Source organism: Alteromonas sp. ABH4_454 (genome assembly GCF_056311775.1).
The window spans coordinates 1,860,649-1,878,015 of sequence record NZ_CM149972.1; the positions used below are offsets into that span (position 1 = coordinate 1,860,649).

The following is a 17,367-nucleotide window of genomic DNA, read 5'->3' on the forward strand; positions in this document are numbered from 1 at the left end:
GCTGTGGTATCGACGCTACCACCCGTTTCAGAGTCAGAGCCTTGGTTGCCCGCCGCGTCTTGAGCCGTTGTGGTAACCGTATAGTCTCCTTCAGCTTAGTGGTGAAGGTACGTTGGCGGCAAAACTACCGTCGGTTTGTACCGTTGCGGCAAAGGTTTGCGTATTACCCAAACTGTCGACCACTGTTAGTGTGACAATAGCGCCCGCAGGAAGGTTTGTGGTGCCAGAAATAGTTGGCGTTAGGTTATTCTCTGGTGTTAATTCGTCGAGATTTAGATCAGGTGGCGTGATGTCGATAACGCCTGAATTATCGAGAACCGACGTGCTGTTGCCTGCTTCATCAGTGGCAGTAGCTTCAACACTGTAAGAGCCTTCAGCAAGTGCCGCGGGTACATCAACCGTGAAGTTTCCTGCAGCATCAACTGTTGCTGCAACCGTTTGAATGTTGCCTGCACTATCTGTGATAACTAAGGAAATCACGCTACCTTCGGCTAGATCTGTACTACCCGAAATGGTTGGCGTTGTGTCGTTGCCTAACCCTTGAGGGTCTAAGGTTAGGGTAGGCGCAGTGGTGTCTATGGTGCCTGTTGCATTGGCTGACGCGCTGTTGCCAGCATCGTCTGTGGCCGTTGCGGTAACCGTATAGTCACCTTCGGCGAGTGCGGCTGGCGCATCAACAGTAAAGTTGCCGTTTGCATCAACCGTTGCGGTCACAGTTTGGGTATTGCCAGCGTTATCGGTGATCGACAGCGTTACGCTCTCACCTGCTGCTAAGTCCGTAGTGCCTGAAATGGTCGGCGTAGTATCGTTATTTGAACCCAGCGCATCTAGCGAAATAACAGGGGCGACAGTATCGACGATACCGTTATTGTCGGTGACAGAGGCACTATTTCCGTTGCTGTCAGTAGCGGTAGCGGTTACTGAGTAATCACCTTCGGCAAGAGGCGCGGGGACATCAGCACTAAAGTTACCGCTCGCATCAACAAGTGCAGTAAAGGTTTGGGTGTTGCCTGCACTGTCAGTGACAAAAAGCGTTACGGTTGAACCCGCGGGTAGGTCAGTCGTACCCGAAATGGTTGGTGTAGTATCGCTAACCGTAACTTGCGCATCTAGTGTCAACGCAGGGGCGCTGGTATCTAGCGTACCGGTATCAGAGGTGGTGGTTGTATTACCTGCATCGTCTGAGGCACTTGCTGTTACCGTGTAGCTGCCGTCAGGTATAGCGTTTGGAATATCCACACTAAAGTCGCCATTTGCGTCCACAATGGCGTCAAAGGTTTGTGTATTGCCTGCGCTATCTGTGACGGTTAACGTGACTGTGCTTCCCGGCGCTAAATCAGTGCTGCCCGATATGTTAGGCGTTTCATCGTTGCCTGTGCCCTGCGGATTTAGCGTAAGTACAGGGGCGGTGGTGTCAACATTGCCACCGTCCTCTGTTACGGTTTTTGAATTACCTGCATCATCTGTTGCAGTAACTTCGACGCTGTAATCTCCTTCAGGCAGTGGAGACAATACCTCTGTGGCAAAGTTGCCGTCTGCATCAACCAATGCGTTAATGGTTTGCGTGTCGCCATTGCTGTCGGTTACTGAGATCACAACAACAGCGCCTTCAGGTAAGTCTGTGTTCCCTGAAATAACCGGGGTAGTGTCATTACCGGAATCTAACGAGTTGATGTTAACAACAGGCGCTTGTGTATCAATTGTTCCATTTGTTTCGTTTGCCGTCGCGGTGTTGCCTTGTGCATCGCTTACTGTTGCCGTAACGGTAAAATCGCCTTCAGCCAGGGCGCTAGGCACATCGGCACTAAATGTGCCGTCTGCTTGCACGGCTGCTTGGAAACTTTGCGAGTCACCATTGGCATCTACCGCAGTAATGGTAACCAGTGTGCCAGGTGCTACGTCGGTAGTACCTGTAATAGTTGGCGTAACATCGCTAGTAGCACCTTGTGTATCAAGGGTTAACAGTGGCGCTTCGCTATCTACATTACCTGTTGTATTGGCATTCGCTGTATTGCCTGCACTGTCGGTTGCACTGGCAGTAACCGTGAAGTCGCCGTCAGCTAGAGCGTTTGGCACATCTACACTGAAGCTACCATCTACATCGACCAAGGCATTGATAGTTTGCGTGTTTCCAGCGCTATCTGTAACGACAAGCGTAACCGTGCTTCCTTCAGGAAGGTCAGTGGTGCCTGAAAGCGTAGGTGTGGTGTCACCCGTGCTGCCAGGATTTTCTAAGGTAAGCGTAGGCGCGGTGGTATCTACAACGCCGCCATTGTCGGTTACTGTTGTCGTATTGCCATCGCCGTCAGTTGCGCTGGCGGTAACGGTGTAAGCGCCATCAGCGAGTGGGGTGGTAACATCCGCACTAAATGTTCCGTCTGCACCTACTGTCGCGGTAATCGTTTGCGTGTTACCTGTGCTATCCGTCACGGTTAAGGTAACCGTGCTTCCTTCAGGCAAGTTGGTAGTGCCTGAAATAGCGGGCGTGCTGTCATTCGTTTCGTCTTGTCCATCTAGCACTAACGTTGGGGCATTGGTGTTAATATTACCGGTTGCATTGTCTGACGCTTCATTGCCTGCTTCGTCTTCTGCTGTAGCAGTAACCGTAAAGTCTCCATCAGCCAGTTCTTGCGGTACGTCGACAGAGAAATTACCGTTAGCATCGACTAAGGTGTTGATAGTTTGCGTGTTACCAGCGCTATCAACGACTGTTAGCGAGACAACACTTCCTTCAGGCAGATCGGTGCTGCCCGATAGAGTTGGTGTGGTATCGTTGCCAGAACCCACAGCGTCGAGGGAAAGCGATGGCGCCGTTGTATCAATACTGCCACCATTTTCAGTTACACTTGCGGTATTACCATTTTCATCGACAGCGGTTGCTGTAACGGAGTAATTACCTTCCGCTAATGCGCTAGGTACTTCAGCGCTAAAGTTTCCGTTTTCATCAACAATGGTTTCAATAGTTTGCTGATTACCTAAGCTATCGGTGACCACTAGTGTTACCGTGCTACCTTGTGGTAAATCTGTCGTGCCGCTAATAAGTGGCGTGGTGTCGTTGCCAATGTCTTGTGGGTCAAGCGATAGCGTTGGTGCTGCGGTATCAATATTGCCCTGTGTCGATGCAGAGTCTTGATTACCCGCATCGTCAGTGACCGTCGCGGTAACGGTAAAGTTGCCGTCGGCAAGCTCTGCCGGCACGTCAACAGAGAAAGTACCGTCATTTTGAACAAGAGCGTCAAAGGTTTGCGTATTGCCTGCACTGTCTGTAACAGTGATTGATACACTGCTACCCGGTGCCTGGTCTGTGTTACCTGAGATGGTTGGCGTAGTATCATTAGTACTGCCTTGAGCATCCAAGTTAACCAGCGGCGATGTAATGTCTATATTACCGCCAGTTTCCGTTGCCGTTGCAGTATTGCCGTTAGCGTCGGTCGCTGTAGCCGTTACGCTATATTCACCTTCAGCTAATGGGTTGGGCACATCGGCACTGAAATTACCAGAACCATCTACCGTTGCCGTAAATGTTTGCGTATTGCCAAGCGCATCGGTAACAGACAGTGTAACAGTGCTGCCAGCGGGTAAATCGGTAGTACCTGAGATAGTAGGCGTGGTGTCGTTATCATCACCCAGTGGGTCAAGGGTTAAGCTTGGCGCATTGCTGTCCACTGTGCCAGTTTGTGACGTTGAAGCACTATTTCCCGCGGCATCGGTAGCTGTTGCTTCAACCGTATAGTCGCCGTCAGCGAGTTCTGCGGGAACGTCTGCACTAAATTCGCCGTTCGCGTCTACTGTGGCAGTAAAGGTTTGACTGTTTCCAGCACTATCGGTAACGGTAAGTGTAACCGTGCTGCCCACTTCCAAGTTTGTAGAACCGCTAATTGAAGGTGTCGTGTCGTTACCTGTGCCAAGTGGCTCTAGTGAAATGGAGGGGGCTTGCGTATCAATGTTGCCGCCATTTTCAGTAACAGTCGTTGTATTGCCTGCCTCGTCTGTTGCACTGGCCTCTACGGTATATTCACCCTCAGTAAGCGGCGTTTGCACGTCGACGCTAAAGTCTCCGTTTTCATCAACGATGGCATCGATAGTCTGTGTGTTGCCCGCGCTGTCGGTCACCGCAATAGTTACTGTTGAGCCAGGTGGTAAATCGCTAGAGCCTGAAATCGTCGGCGTGGTGTCGCTACCATCAGTTTGCGGGTCTAGAGAAAGCGCTGGTGCGCTAGTGTCTATGTTGCCACTGTTGTCGACAGCGGTAGTTGTATTACCCGCTGCATCAGTTGCTTCGACAGAAACCTCATAGCTTCCTTCCGCCAAAGATTCACCCACATCCGCGCTGAAATTACCATTTTCATCAACAATGGCGGTAACGGTCTGCGTATTACCCTGACTATCGGTGACGGTAATAACGACCTCGCTGCCAGCGGGTAAATCTGTATTACCTGAGATAGTCGGTGTTGTGTCGTTAGTATCCGTTTGCGGGTCGATATTCACAACTGGTGGCGTGGTATCAAGTATGGTAGTGGCTGTGGCAGTAGAGCTATTGCCATTTTCGTCAGTCACCGTCACTTCAATCTCGTATTCGCCCTCTTCAGAGCCAGGAGGGAATGCTACATTGAAGTTGCCATTCTCATCGGTTGTCCCCGTTATTGTCTGGCTGTTGCCGTCGCTATCGGTGATAACAACCACAACCTCTGAATTAGGGGCGTCTGACGCCCCCCCTATGCCTTCACTACCGTTGGTAGGAGAGCCGGTTTCAATAACAACATTAGGGCCTTGGGTATTAATAACTGCATCGATGGAGGTTGAAGCGGTATTGCCCGCCACATCAGACACAGTAGCGGTTACCGTGAAGTCGCCGTTTGCGAGCGCTTGCGGGACTTCAGCGCTGAAGCTACCGTCTTCTTGCACTGTTGCAGTAATGGTTTGCGTAGTACCATCTGAATGTACAATATTTAGCGTTACTATCGCACCTGGTTCTGCGTCGGTGTCGCCATTTATCACTGGCGTCTCGTCATTGGTTGAGCCAATAGGATCAAGGTTGATTATTGGCGCCGTGGTGTCAATTTCACCAGTTACTGTGGTGGTAGAACTGTTGCCTGCTGGTGTTGTTACAGTAACATCTACCGTGTACTCACCTTCGCTAAGCTCCGCTGGCACATCTTCGTTGAATGTGCCGTCAGCGCCCACTGTAGTAACGATTGTTTGCTCGTTACCCTCGCTATCTGTAACAACAATGACGACTTCACTGCCTGGAGGGGCATCGGTTTCACCAGAAACGTTTGGCGTAGTATCGTTCGTTGGCGCAGGTTGATTTACGGTGGTCGAAGGACTCGTAGAATCGTAATCGCCGCTTGCTGTTGCTTGTGCGGTGTTACCCGCACCATCTGTCACCTCGGCAGTTACGCTGTATGTACCTTCTGCCACCGCATTTGGAACTTCAACGGTAAAGGTACCATCGGCAAGCACATTGGTGGTAAAGGTTTGAGTAACGCCAGCACTATCGGTAACAGTAAGCGTTATTGTGCTTCCGGGCACGGCATCCGTTAACCCTGAAAGTGTGGGTGTAGCGTCGCCATTTATACCTGGATCATTTAATGCGATGGTAGGCGCCGTCACGTCGATAGCACCTTGTGCTTCGGCACTCGCCGTATTGCCTGCCTCGTCGGTCACGCTGGCGTTAACGTTGAATTCGCCTTCGGCTAATTCAGCCGGTACGTCAGCGCTGTAAGTGCCGTCAGCCTGTACGATAGCAGTCACGGTTTGCGTGTTGCCCGCGCTATCGGTAATGGTCAACGTAACCGTGCTACCAGGGGCGGCATCGGTTGTACCTGAAATAGTAGGCGTGGTGTCGTTACCTGTCGCGATGGTGTCGATAGTGATCGAAGGTGCGGTAGTATCAATCACGCCCGTGGTGTCTGTAGTTGCTGTGTTGCCCGCTTCGTCGGTCACGGTGGCGTTAACGGTAAATTCGCCTTCCGCTAATTCGGCAGGTACGTCAATGCTGTAAGTGCCGTCAGCCTGCACAATAGCGGTTACAGTTTGTGTGTTGCCCGCGCTATCGGTAATGGTCAACGTAACCGTGCTACCAGGGGCGGCATCGGTTGTACCTGAAATAGTAGGCGTGGTGTCGTTACCTGTCGCGATGGTGTCGATAGTGATCGAAGGTGCGGTAGTATCAATCACGCCCGTGGTGTCTGTAGTTGCTGTGTTGCCCGCTTCGTCGGTCACGCTGGCGTTAACGGTAAATTCGCCTTCGGCTAATTCAGCCGGTACGTCCGCAATATAAGTACCGTCTGCTTGCACAGTGGCAGTCACGGTTTGCGTATTGCCCGCGCTATCGGTAATGGTTAATGTAACTGTGCTACCCGGTGTAGCATCAGTGGTACCTGAAAGGGTAGGTGTTGTATCGTTGTCAGTCGCTATCGCGTCAATAGTAATTGACGGTGCTGTAGTATCAATCTCGCCTGTTGTATCCGTAATTGCGGTATTGCCTGCTTCATCAGTCACGGTGGCGTTAACGGTAAATTCGCCTTCGGCCAATTCAGCCGGTACGTCCGCACTATAGGTGCCGTCCGCTTGCACAATGGCGGTTACAGTTTGTGTGTTGCCTGCACTATCGGTAATGGTTAACGTAACCGTGCTACCCGGTGTAGCATCAGTGGTACCCGAAAGCGTAGGGGTGGTGTCGTTGTCAGTGGCTATGGTGTCGATGGTGATAGACGGTGCAGTGGTATCAATTTCGCCCGTGGTATCAGCGGTTGCTGTATTGCCTGCCTCGTCGGTCACGCTGGCGTTAACCGTAAATTCGCCTTCGGCTAATTCAGCGGGTACGTCCGCACTATAGGTGCCGTCAGCCTGCACAATAGCGGTCACAGTTTGCGTGTTACCTGCACTATCGGTAATGGTTAACGTAACTGTACTACCAGGGGCGGCATCAGTGGTGCCTGAAAGGGTGGGCGTGGTGTCGTTGTCAGTCGCTATCGCGTCAATAGTAATGGTTGGCGCAGTGGTATCAATTTCGCCCGTGGTATCTGTGGTTGCTGTATTGCCTGCCTCGTCGGTCACGCTGGCGTTAACCGTAAATTCGCCTTCGGCTAATTCAGCGGGTACGTCCGCACTATAAGTACCGTCAGCCTGCACTATCGCAGTCACAGTTTGTGTGTTGCCTGCACTATCGGTAATGGTTAACGTAACTGTACTACCAGGGGCGGCATCAGTGGTACCTGAAAGGGTCGGCGTGGTGTCGTTGTCTGAACCCGGCGCATTAATGGTAATCGTTGGGGCGGTGGTATCAATTTCACCTGTAGTATCAGCGGTTGCTGTATTGCCAGCCTCATCGGTCACGCTGGCGTTAACGGTAAATTCACCTTCGGCTAATTCAGCCGGTACGTCAGCGCTGTAAGTGCCGTCCGCTTGCACAATAGCGGTCACGGTTTGCGTGTTGCCCGCGCTATCGGTAATGGTTAGCGTAACCGTGCTACCTGGTGTGGCATCAGTGGTACCTGAAAGGGTCGGCGTGGTGTCGTTGTCAGAACCTGGCGCATTAATAGTGATTGTCGGGGCAGTAGCATCAATTTCGCCAGTGGTAGAGCTATCTGCAGTATTACCCGTAGGTTCCAATACTGTAGCGTCTACAGTAAATTCACCATCGGCCAATGCGTTTGGTACGTCTACGCTGAATGTGCCATCGCCTTGTACGATAGCAGTAACAGTTTGGATATTCCCAGAACTGTCGGTAACGGCTAGTGTGACTGTACTACCCGGAATAGCTGAAGTAATACCGGATAAGGTAGGCGTGGTGTCGTTCGTTAACCCGATTGCGTCAAGAGTAAGTGAAATATCTTGTGCTTGCTCACCTGATTCAGAAAACTCAACGGGCGTGACATCGTCACTGCCATTTGCATTTTGATCGAACTGAAAACCGACTGGGTCAACATCTTCATTTATGCGGTCAACACGAACAAAGTTACTTCCGCCAGCTCCATCACCTCCATCAAGGCCTGCAGCGGTAGCTTCCAATGACTCTAAGATGTCGCCGTCACCAGCAAGCGCGTCAAGAAAATCAGCATCGCCTGCTTGGTTCTCCCCTTCGACACTCTCCGCGCCATCAACACCGTCTAGTAATGCGGCAAGCTCATCGACACTCTCATCGAAGACGGCAAATTCATCGTCAGAATTGCTTTCTGTAAAATCTAATTGCAGCGGGAAAGTGACACTTTGTCCGGCTGGAAGTGTGCGAAGTTCGCCATCCACACTAACGGTGACATAACCATCGGGTGAGACATCTAATACATCTCCCTCATAAACAGTCATTCCGACAGTAGCAATAACTTGTTCGCCTGTGTCACCACGAACAATAGAAGCTTCACCATTTAACTCTGCAATGATTACTTCAGCCATATTTCCCTCTCAATCAATAAATATCACGCTATACCAAAAAGCGTAGCAGAGGTTTTTAAATCAGTTACCGGTCCGTGGTACGGGGGGGCTTTATTCTTTGGTATAAGAACTAGGTAGTTCCCCCTAATTTATTCATTTTTAGATTAAAAAGTGTCGCTTCAGTTTGCAGAAAATTTATTAGCGTCTACTTTTTAAATGTAGGAAACGACACAAATGTCGCCTAGTTTTTATATAGTGAGACGCATATATGAAGTTGATTAATTCAGTGCTTACCAAAGTTGTTATTGGAGTAACTAGCGCTGTGCTTACTCATGCTGTTATTGCTCAAAGCAACGGTGTAAACAACTCGCCTGTGAGTTTGGAAGATTATGTTCGCAAGGTAGTAAACGAAAATCCGGAAGTACAAGCCAGCTGGCGTCAACTTCAAGTGGCCATGTCTGATGTCGACATCGCGAGAGGCGGTTTTCGCCCACAGGTCGATGTATTGGCGTCCAGCGCGTACACCGATAGAAATTATGGCTTAGATCGAGAATACATGGGCCATACTGCTCAAATCACCCTTACCCAGATGTTATATGACGGTTTTTTAACAAGTAGTGAGGTAAAGCGGTTTAAGCAAGCACAAGTTGTACGATTTTTTGAACTAATGGGTGAAATTGAGCAGAAGTCATTAGATACCGCCCTTGCTTATATGGACGTACAGTTGTTTCGAGAGCTTTTGAAGCTTGCTGAAGAAAACCTGATTACTCATGTTGATGTGTTCAAACAAATTGAAGAAAGCGTTGAAGCTGGAGTAGGTCGTAGAGCTGACTTAGAGCAAATTAGCGGTCGTCTTTCCCTTGCCGAGTCTAACGTGCTTACTGAGCTATCGAATTTGCACGATGTTACCGCACGCTTTTTGCGGTTGGTGGGTGAAAAGCCTGCTCAAAACCTACAGTCAGTATCAATAAACTCTGCTTTCGTTGATGCAAACGTCACAGATATACAATCTTTACTTACTAGCGCGTATGGCACTAATCCACAATTTAATGCTGCTATTTATAACATAGATGCGCAGCGTTATGCGGTCGATAGTGCAAAGAGTCTCTACCATCCTCAGGTTAATTTGACCGCAAGTTATGGTGCGCAAACACGAGACCAAGCTGCATTGAATAACACCATTACCGAGGCGAGTGTCGGCGTTAACTTTTCTTATAACTTGTATAACGGTGGGTCGGATAGCGCGGCTATAAGACAGGCACTGTCACAGGTGGACTTAGCAAAAGACTTAAGAGATAAAGCCTGTATCGATATGAGACAAACGGTACAGATTGCCTACAACGACATCATCAATATTACAGAGCAACTTCCTGCACTAAATGCACATAGACTATCTTCGGACAGGGTGAAATCTGCATATATGGATCAATTCACTATTGGTGAACGCTCTCTATTGGATTTGCTCGATTCAGAAAATGAGTACTACGAATCGAGTCGTGCTTACTTGGAAGCGCAATATACGCTAGAAAAAGCACGGGTAAGACTGCTTGCAGCATCGGGAAGCTTAGCGCAAACGTTAGGTATAACGAAGGAAGGCGTACCTGATGTGCTAAGCAAAGCAGAAGAAAAAATTAGCTACGACCCTAATTACGTATGCCCTGTAGTTCGCACTAACTTTGAAGATGAACTGAATATTCTAAAGCGCGATTCTGATGGTGACGGTATTGTTGATTTATGGGATGACTGTGTAGATTCAACGCCGGGCGCTATGGTCGATGACTTTGGTTGTGAAGCGAAAGAGCCTGAATTGGCGCCAGAACCAAGTGCTGCTGACTTCACCTTGGACAACGCAAATATAATAGAGTCGTTTAACGTAAACATTGAGTTTGCCTCTAATTCTACCGAGGTTTTACCTGAGTATGAGAACTCCCTTCAAGAGGTTATCGATGCGCTTAATAGTGACGCTAATTCTGGGGTAATCATTCACGGTCATGCATCTTTAGATGGAGACGCCGCCTACAATCAGCGTTTGTCTGAACGCAGAGCGAAAGCTGTCGCATCAATGCTTATGACAAAAGCAAACATAGAGGCTAGAAGGATCACCGCTGTCGGTTATGGGGAAACTCGTCCGCTTGTCGATGAAGAGTCAGAAGCGGCTAATGCCCGTAATCGCAGAATTGAGGCGGCTATCATCCAGCTTCCTTCAACGCAATAGTGGTGTGGTAGGCCTATATGAAGGAAAAAAAGGTCGACAGCGACATATCATATCTTGAGAAACAAGGTGGCGTATTGATGGATTGTTTAATAACAATCTGCCATGCCCACCATTTGGATGTATCTCGAGTTAGCCTGCTAAGCGGACTGCCTTTAGACCACGGTGAGTTGTCTCCTACGGGGTTTGAACGCGCAGCAAAACGAGCGGGGCTCGCCAGTAGAACAGTAAAACGCGATCTAGATCATATCAATACTGCAATACTACCCGCGGTTTTAGTGCTCAGTGATAAGCAAGCCTGCGTTCTACATGGGCTTGACAAAACGCATGCCAGAGTCTCATACCCGGAACTCGATGATGCTGTGGTCGAAGTACCAAGAGATGAGCTAAGTACTAGCTATACAGGGTATGTCATTTTCGCTCGCCCCGAGATGAATGCACAAGAAACGAATGCGCAAATTGACAAGTCATCCGTAGGGCATTGGTTGTGGTCATCCATAAGAACGGCAAAAGGCTTGTATCGCGACGTTCTTTTAGCGTCCGTTTTTATCAGTTTGCTTTCTATCGCATTGCCCCTGTTCGTGATGAATGTTTACGATAGGGTAGTGCCAAATGCTGCGCTAGAAACCATGTGGGCACTCGCTATTGGTGTTTTACTTGTGCTTGCCGCAGATTTTTTATTGCGCATGCTTAGACAGTATTTTGTAGAGTTGGCGGCGAGTCGATTAGATGTCACGCTATCGGCGAAAATAATGGAAAAAGTGCTGTCTATAAATTTAGCCAGCAAACCTGCTAAAAGTGGCTCATTCATAAATAGCCTACAGTCTTTTGAAAGTATTCGGCAGTTCTTCGGTTCAGTCACTTTAGTGGCTCTGGTTGATTTACCCTTTGGGCTACTTTTCGTAGTCATTATCGCCATGATTGATTTTTATCTGATCATTCCAATACTCATTGGTGCTACTGCGCTTTTTCTTTATGCGATGAAGGCGCAGCGGGTAATGCGTTCTCTTTCTGAAGAATCGATGGAAATCAGCTCTCGTAAAAGCTCGCTTGTGACTGAAAGCGTAACGTCATTAGAGGACGTTAAGGCGTTTGGTTACCAAAGTAGAAATCAAAGTGCGTGGGAAAAGCAGACGATATTTCTTGCCAAAGTTAACGCTAAACTTCGCTTAGTATCAATGTCGGTAAATAACGCTGCGCTATGGATCCAGCAATCGGTGGGTGTAGTTATCATTCTCACTGGTGTTTACCTCATTATTGAGGGCGTGATAACACAAGGTGGACTAATAGCCGCTTATTTATTATCAAGCCGAGCTATGGGGCCGGTTTCTCAGGCTGCCGCATTGCTTGCGCAATTCCACCACGCTGAAACCGCAAAGAATGCCCTTGATGACATTATGTCTTTACCAAGTGAAACAGGTAGCAATAAACAGATTAAAAACAATGTCGTGCTAAAAGGGAATATTGACGCTAGCCAGCTTTGCTTCAAGTATCCAGATGAAACCGTACTCGCGTTAAAAGACATTAACTTCTCTATTAAACAAGGGGAACACGTTGCTATTTTGGGCAAAAACGGGTGCGGAAAGTCAACGTTAAACAAGCTTCTTATGGCTTTTTATCGCCCTGAATCGGGACAACTTTTGTTGGATGGGATAGACCTTCAGCAGTATGACCCAACGCTGTTACGCAAACAAATAGGCTATGTACCGCAAGATGTGAGCCTTTTTCACGGCTCATTAAAAGACAATATTTTGCCAGAGGATACACATATTGACGAGGCTGAGTTTTGGGAAGTCATTTCTCAATGTGGTTTGGCAAAGTTAGTTAATGGAAGCTCGAGTGGCATAGAGCAAAATGTGGGGGAGCGCGGCTGCTTGCTGTCAGGTGGGCAGCGTCAGGCTGTGGCGATGGCAAGGGCCATAGTGCGAGACCCAGCAATTTACATTATGGATGAACCAACTTCAGCCATGGATTCAACTAATGAAGCGCAGATGAAGGAAACGATTAAGGCGGCAACGGCAGGTAAAACTCTCATCATTAATACGCACAGAACCACATTACTCGACTTGGTAGAACGGGTCATTGTTGTAGAAAACGGAAAAGTGATTGCCGATGGAAAAAAGGAAGAGGTACTCGTGCAGTTTAGACAACCCAGTCAAGTATTGAAGAGGGCGCCATGATTTTGAAAAGTGATGGTGAAAAAAAGGACTGGTTACAGCGGCTAATGCGAGGCTGGCTTGCGCCGCCCCCAGGTCAAGATTGGGTGTTAGAAGCGGAATGGTCGCGCATTATGCAAACGCCGGTAAAAGCCCGTGGTCTGCTCTATGTCGTACTAATAGTGCTATTTTTGTTAGTGGTATGGTCTTATTTCGCCGAGATTGATGAAGTGGCTAAAGGTGATGGGAAAGTTATTCCGTCGCAGCAGCTGCAGGTGCTTCAATCATACGATGGCGGGATAGTACAAGAAATCTTAGTACGTGAAGGACAAACCGTTGAAGCGGGGCAGGTGCTGTTGAAAGTCGACCCCACGCGTTTCCTATCCAGTTTGGAAGAAAATACCACGCAATTTGCAGCACTTGCCGCGAAGGTGCAGCGCTTATCTGCGCTCACCCAGGGCGAGGTGTTACGGTTTAATCGAGAACTTCAAGATGAAGCGCCTACCATCGTCGATAATGAGCGAAAACTCTATAACTCGAATTTAGCTGAGCTTGATGAAATCGCGGCGGGTTCTGATTCTCGTATCTTACAGCGCCGACAAGATGTTGAAGAAGAGCGAGCTAGTCTTTCCCAATATCAAAATGTGCTGACGCTTTCTAAAAAAGAGCTGGCGGTGACTAAACCATTGTTAGCATCAGGGGCAGTGTCTGAAATCGAAATTCTTAGATTAGAGCGCCAAATTGTTGAGCTTGAAGGCAACATCAGCAAATCTAAAGTGGCAATAGAGCGTGGGTTAAATGCTATTGAAGAAGAAATTATCAAGAAGGAAGAGGCCCGCCTAAAGTTAGTTAATCGATGGAATCAAGAATTGACCGATGCGACTGGTGAAATGGCGATGTTACAACAGTCTCAAACAAGTTTAGAAGATGTGGTGTCGCAAGCTGATTTACGTTCGCCTATCAATGGAACGGTTCAACGGCTACTTATCAACACGGTTGGCGGCGTTATTACACCAGGTAGCGCTGTTGTCGAGCTAGTACCTCAAGACGATCAGCTAATCGTTGAGGCCAAAGTCTCACCGAAAGACATTGCTTTTATTAGAGAAGGGCAGCCGGCCATCCTGAAATTTAGTGCATACGATTTTACTATTTATGGTGGCATGTCGGCTGAGGTTCAGCACATTAGTGCAGATGCCATTACCAATGAAAAAGATGAAACCTATTACCTTGTCAGACTTGAAACAAAGCGAAGCATTGCAGATGAATCCTTAGATATTCTGCCCGGAATGATTGTGCAAGTAGATATTTTAACGGGCAAGAAAACCGTTCTTAATTACATTTTATCGCCTTTGTTTAATGTGACAGCCTCTGCGCTGAGGGAGCGTTAATGAGACATTTCATTGCAGAAAAAGACTTACAAGGGGCACTTACTCAATACTCTTGGTCTAGTTATAGTAGTGTCAATGAACTGAAGTGCGATAGTAGTGACTGCGTATGGATTATGGCAAGCGATAATAACTGGCGTCAGTTACTGATTGAGGCAAAACAAAAAGCTGAAAATCTTGTTTTACTTACCTACAAATATGACCGCCTAGAGATGCAAACAGCACTAATGTTGGGTGCTAGAGCATATTGTCATGCATTAGGAACCCAATCTTTACTTTCTTCTGTAGCCCGAGTTATAGAGGCTGGAGGCATGTGGTTGCCCAACGAATTACTAACAGTAACTACATCAAATGTCGCCACGAACTTACAGACGAAGCGGAATCTACCTGTGCTGCGTGAACTAACCAACCGAGAAAAAGATGTATTAAAGGGTATTCTGGAAGGGTTAAGCAACAAGGAGATTGCAAGAGAGCACGGCATTACTGAGCGTACCGTTAAAGAATATGTTGGTACGCTCCTTCATAAGTTTGAAGCGAAAGACAGGATAAGCTTATTACTTCGTATAGGTGAGTTTAGTCATCTAAAAGATGCTCTATAACTTCAATGTGTGAAACCACACCATCTATCCCTAATTCAATGAATAGTTCTTGATGGTCTGAGCGCTTAACGCCGTCTGCATAAACTTTTATACCAAAAGTATGCGCAAGTGAGCAGAAGCCACGTATGAAGGCGTGATTGGCAGGATTGAAATCGATATCTGCCATAAACGCTGAATCGATTTTTACATAATCTAGACCCATTTCCTGCACGTTCAACAGTTGCGAGAAAGATTCTCCAACTCGCTTCAAGCCCACTTCGCTGTCTTTGGCTTTTAGCGTTGTACAAAAGTCTCTAAACTCATCAGGGAAGCGCGTCGCGGTAGATTCTCGCACCTCAAAACACAACTGTTTCGCTGCCTTTTCGTTGGTACCGATTTGATAATAAAGTTGAGCAAGAACCTCTGGGTTGAGCATGAATTGCTCAGAACAGAGAAACGCAAATTTTGAGTTTGTTTTAGTGTTATTAATATAGTTAATCAGGCTAGTAATCGTTGTTAGCTCTAATTGGGGTAGAAGCCCGAGATAGCGAGCCCAATGGGTATAATAACCACTTTTTCTTAGTTCACCATCTATTGTAACGCCCGCCCAACTCTGATAATGAACCAAATTGCGGTCAATATCTAAAACCGGGAAGTTAAAGGTTTCTACACCACATTCGTCAATAGTATTTTGTAACTCTTTTTCCCAGCGTTTTTGCTCTACCAAGCTAATAAATTCTTTAAGGGTCGACTCGATAAAGGGTTCATCCATATCTAGTAGTTCTGCTTCATCAATCATCGCATCTGCTCGCATTAATAAAGCAGAGAAACTATCATCTGGGCGAAGTTTAACAACAGACTGAAATACCTTGGGATCACCAACTTCGCTGAATGCACTTAGGCAGGCGCCATGAACCGCTTCAGATATAGCTACGGCATCATGGGTTTCAGTAAGCAAAATAGCAAACTCGTTTTTTTGCATTCTAGCAATTCGGCTGTCAGTAAATTGATGATGATGTAACGCAAGGCAATCGTTAATCTCTTCAACAAAATCTCGAATACGCTTTTTTCTGATATTTGCCGGTGAGCGCAAAAAACCTTGGCCTTCTGTAAATCTCACGAAGAAAAGGCAATTCACCCCTTCGGTGTCTCTAAAAGCCAGCTGCCCTTTTAAGATTGAAATAAAGTAATCTCTGTTAGCAACGCCAGACTCATCATCAAACTGCGTTTTGTAGCGCATAAGATCAAGGCGCGTGTTCTCTTCATCCATGATCTTTCTAGAATTGGTAGCAAGAAAGTTCATGGCGCGCACTACACGCTTAAGCTCTAACGTACGAGGCTCTTTCAGCTGAATAAATTGCATTTGTTGAAATGATTCAGCCTGGCGCACAACACCGTCTAGTGGACGAATTATAAAGCGTAGAGCCCAGCCCCCTAAAAAGCCTGAAAATATGCCAACAAGAGACAAACCAAAAATAAGTCGTTTAGTGGCGCGCCACATTGATGCAACGGCAAAGCTGGTATCTGTTTCGACATAAACCGTACCGTACTGACCCCAACCTTCGCTTACTTGAGCGATACCTGGTTTGACTATGGGAGAAAAGTTATCTGAAAACCACTTTGGCGTATTTTCGTCCAACTGCACTTCATGAGTGTATTCAGAAACTATTTCACCGTCAGATTTTTGAAGTACAATGGAAGCGTAGTGACCAATGTCAAATTGTGACATTATGAAGAGATCGAGCGAAGCAGGGTCTTTATCAAGCCCACTTAGGGTAAGAGCAAGCATACTCGCGTTGTCTAAGTTTTTTGAATATAGCTGTTCTTCTACGTATTGCTTAGTAGTTATTCCATGAATTGTGACACTACCTGCAATTGCAACAAGGACGACGACTACAATGGCTAGCCATAATTCTCTTGTTATTGACATAAACTCCTAAGACCTTCTGCTAATCCCCTCCTGCTTCATGCGCTCAATAACATCACGCCACCTTGATAGTCTGCTGGTAGACGAAGAAACTTGTCCAGTTTTACCCGGCTGCCAAATACCCGAATCATTAAAACTGAATACAGGAATTAAGTCCGTTCGTTGAGAACCTGGCAACACATTAGACACTAAGCTATCTAGCACCAAAGGATCCGATGAAGGGGAATCATAGTATCCTAGTACCATATGTGCTTGCGTTACTCGGCTTCTACCAATTTTCGCTTTTACATAAATTAGGCGAAGTTTAGAACTATCGATACCTAAGTGTAGCAGAGCTACGTATTTTGCAATGGCATAATCCTCACAATCTCCGCGAGAATGACCAAAAAGTTCCGAAGGCGTGGCCCAATAGTCTTTTTGTTTGAAAACGATGTCGTCGGTAGCGTACTGGATATGCTCGTCAAAGAAAGCGTTTACACCGATAAGCTGTTCTTTAACAGCCTTATTTTCAAGGTCGTGAAGTTTAGTTTCTAGTGCGCTGACATGTAACGCTTTGTCAGCCCCAAAATTATTTTTAACTTCCTGTTCGAGCTTTGGAAACTCGATGACATAGTGATCCCTCAGTTGTTGTCCAGCCAGTAGCAAGGCCACTAATGCTAAGCAGTGCGACGCAAACAGAGAAAGGGTCATATTTTTATTATGTAGGTCATACTAAAGTATAAGAAAGAGTACT

General features: G+C 47.3%; 7 protein-coding genes. 4 read left to right on the top strand and 3 right to left on the bottom strand.

Translation table 11 applies throughout. From position 1 onward, the window contains the following. Positions 1–90 precede the first annotated feature (90 nt). Positions 91–8,397 carry an Ig-like domain-containing protein gene (locus ACYX4W_RS08100; RefSeq protein WP_476075226.1) on the bottom strand — a complete coding sequence of 2,769 codons (8,307 nt, stop codon included), beginning with the start codon at positions 8,395–8,397 and terminating at the stop codon, positions 91–93. A 247-nt stretch (positions 8,398–8,644) separates the two neighbouring features. Between ACYX4W_RS08100 and ACYX4W_RS08105 the strand changes: the two genes are divergently transcribed. The 4 genes from ACYX4W_RS08105 to ACYX4W_RS08120 all read left to right on the top strand — a co-directional run bounded on the left by ACYX4W_RS08105 (position 8,645) and on the right by ACYX4W_RS08120 (position 14,728). Continuing rightward, positions 8,645–10,591, top strand: coding sequence for a TolC family outer membrane protein (locus ACYX4W_RS08105; RefSeq protein WP_476075227.1), 1,947 nt, complete (start codon positions 8,645–8,647; stop codon positions 10,589–10,591). 77 nt (positions 10,592–10,668) lie between these two features. Further along, entirely contained in the window at positions 10,669–12,768 is a 2,100-nt protein-coding gene (locus ACYX4W_RS08110) for a type I secretion system permease/ATPase (RefSeq protein ID WP_476075453.1), read from the top strand. Beyond that, entirely contained in the window at positions 12,765–14,132 is a 1,368-nt protein-coding gene (locus ACYX4W_RS08115; RefSeq protein ID WP_476075228.1) for an HlyD family type I secretion periplasmic adaptor subunit, read from the top strand. The genes ACYX4W_RS08110 and ACYX4W_RS08115 overlap by 4 nt, the downstream gene beginning before the upstream one ends. Then, positions 14,132–14,728, top strand: coding sequence for a helix-turn-helix transcriptional regulator (locus ACYX4W_RS08120; RefSeq protein ID WP_476075229.1), 597 nt, complete (start codon positions 14,132–14,134; stop codon positions 14,726–14,728). The genes ACYX4W_RS08115 and ACYX4W_RS08120 overlap by 1 nt, the downstream gene beginning before the upstream one ends. Here the strand turns inward: ACYX4W_RS08120 and ACYX4W_RS08125 are convergent. Together ACYX4W_RS08125 and ACYX4W_RS08130 are read right to left on the bottom strand one after the other, a co-directional pair. Beyond that, positions 14,703–16,637, bottom strand: coding sequence for a bifunctional diguanylate cyclase/phosphodiesterase (locus ACYX4W_RS08125; protein WP_476075230.1), 1,935 nt, complete (start codon positions 16,635–16,637; stop codon positions 14,703–14,705). The genes ACYX4W_RS08120 and ACYX4W_RS08125 overlap by 26 nt on opposite strands. Before the next feature lie 6 nt (positions 16,638–16,643). Next, entirely contained in the window at positions 16,644–17,324 is a 681-nt protein-coding gene (locus tag ACYX4W_RS08130; protein ID WP_476075231.1) for a transglutaminase-like cysteine peptidase, read from the bottom strand. Between the last annotated feature and the right edge of the window lie 43 nt (positions 17,325–17,367).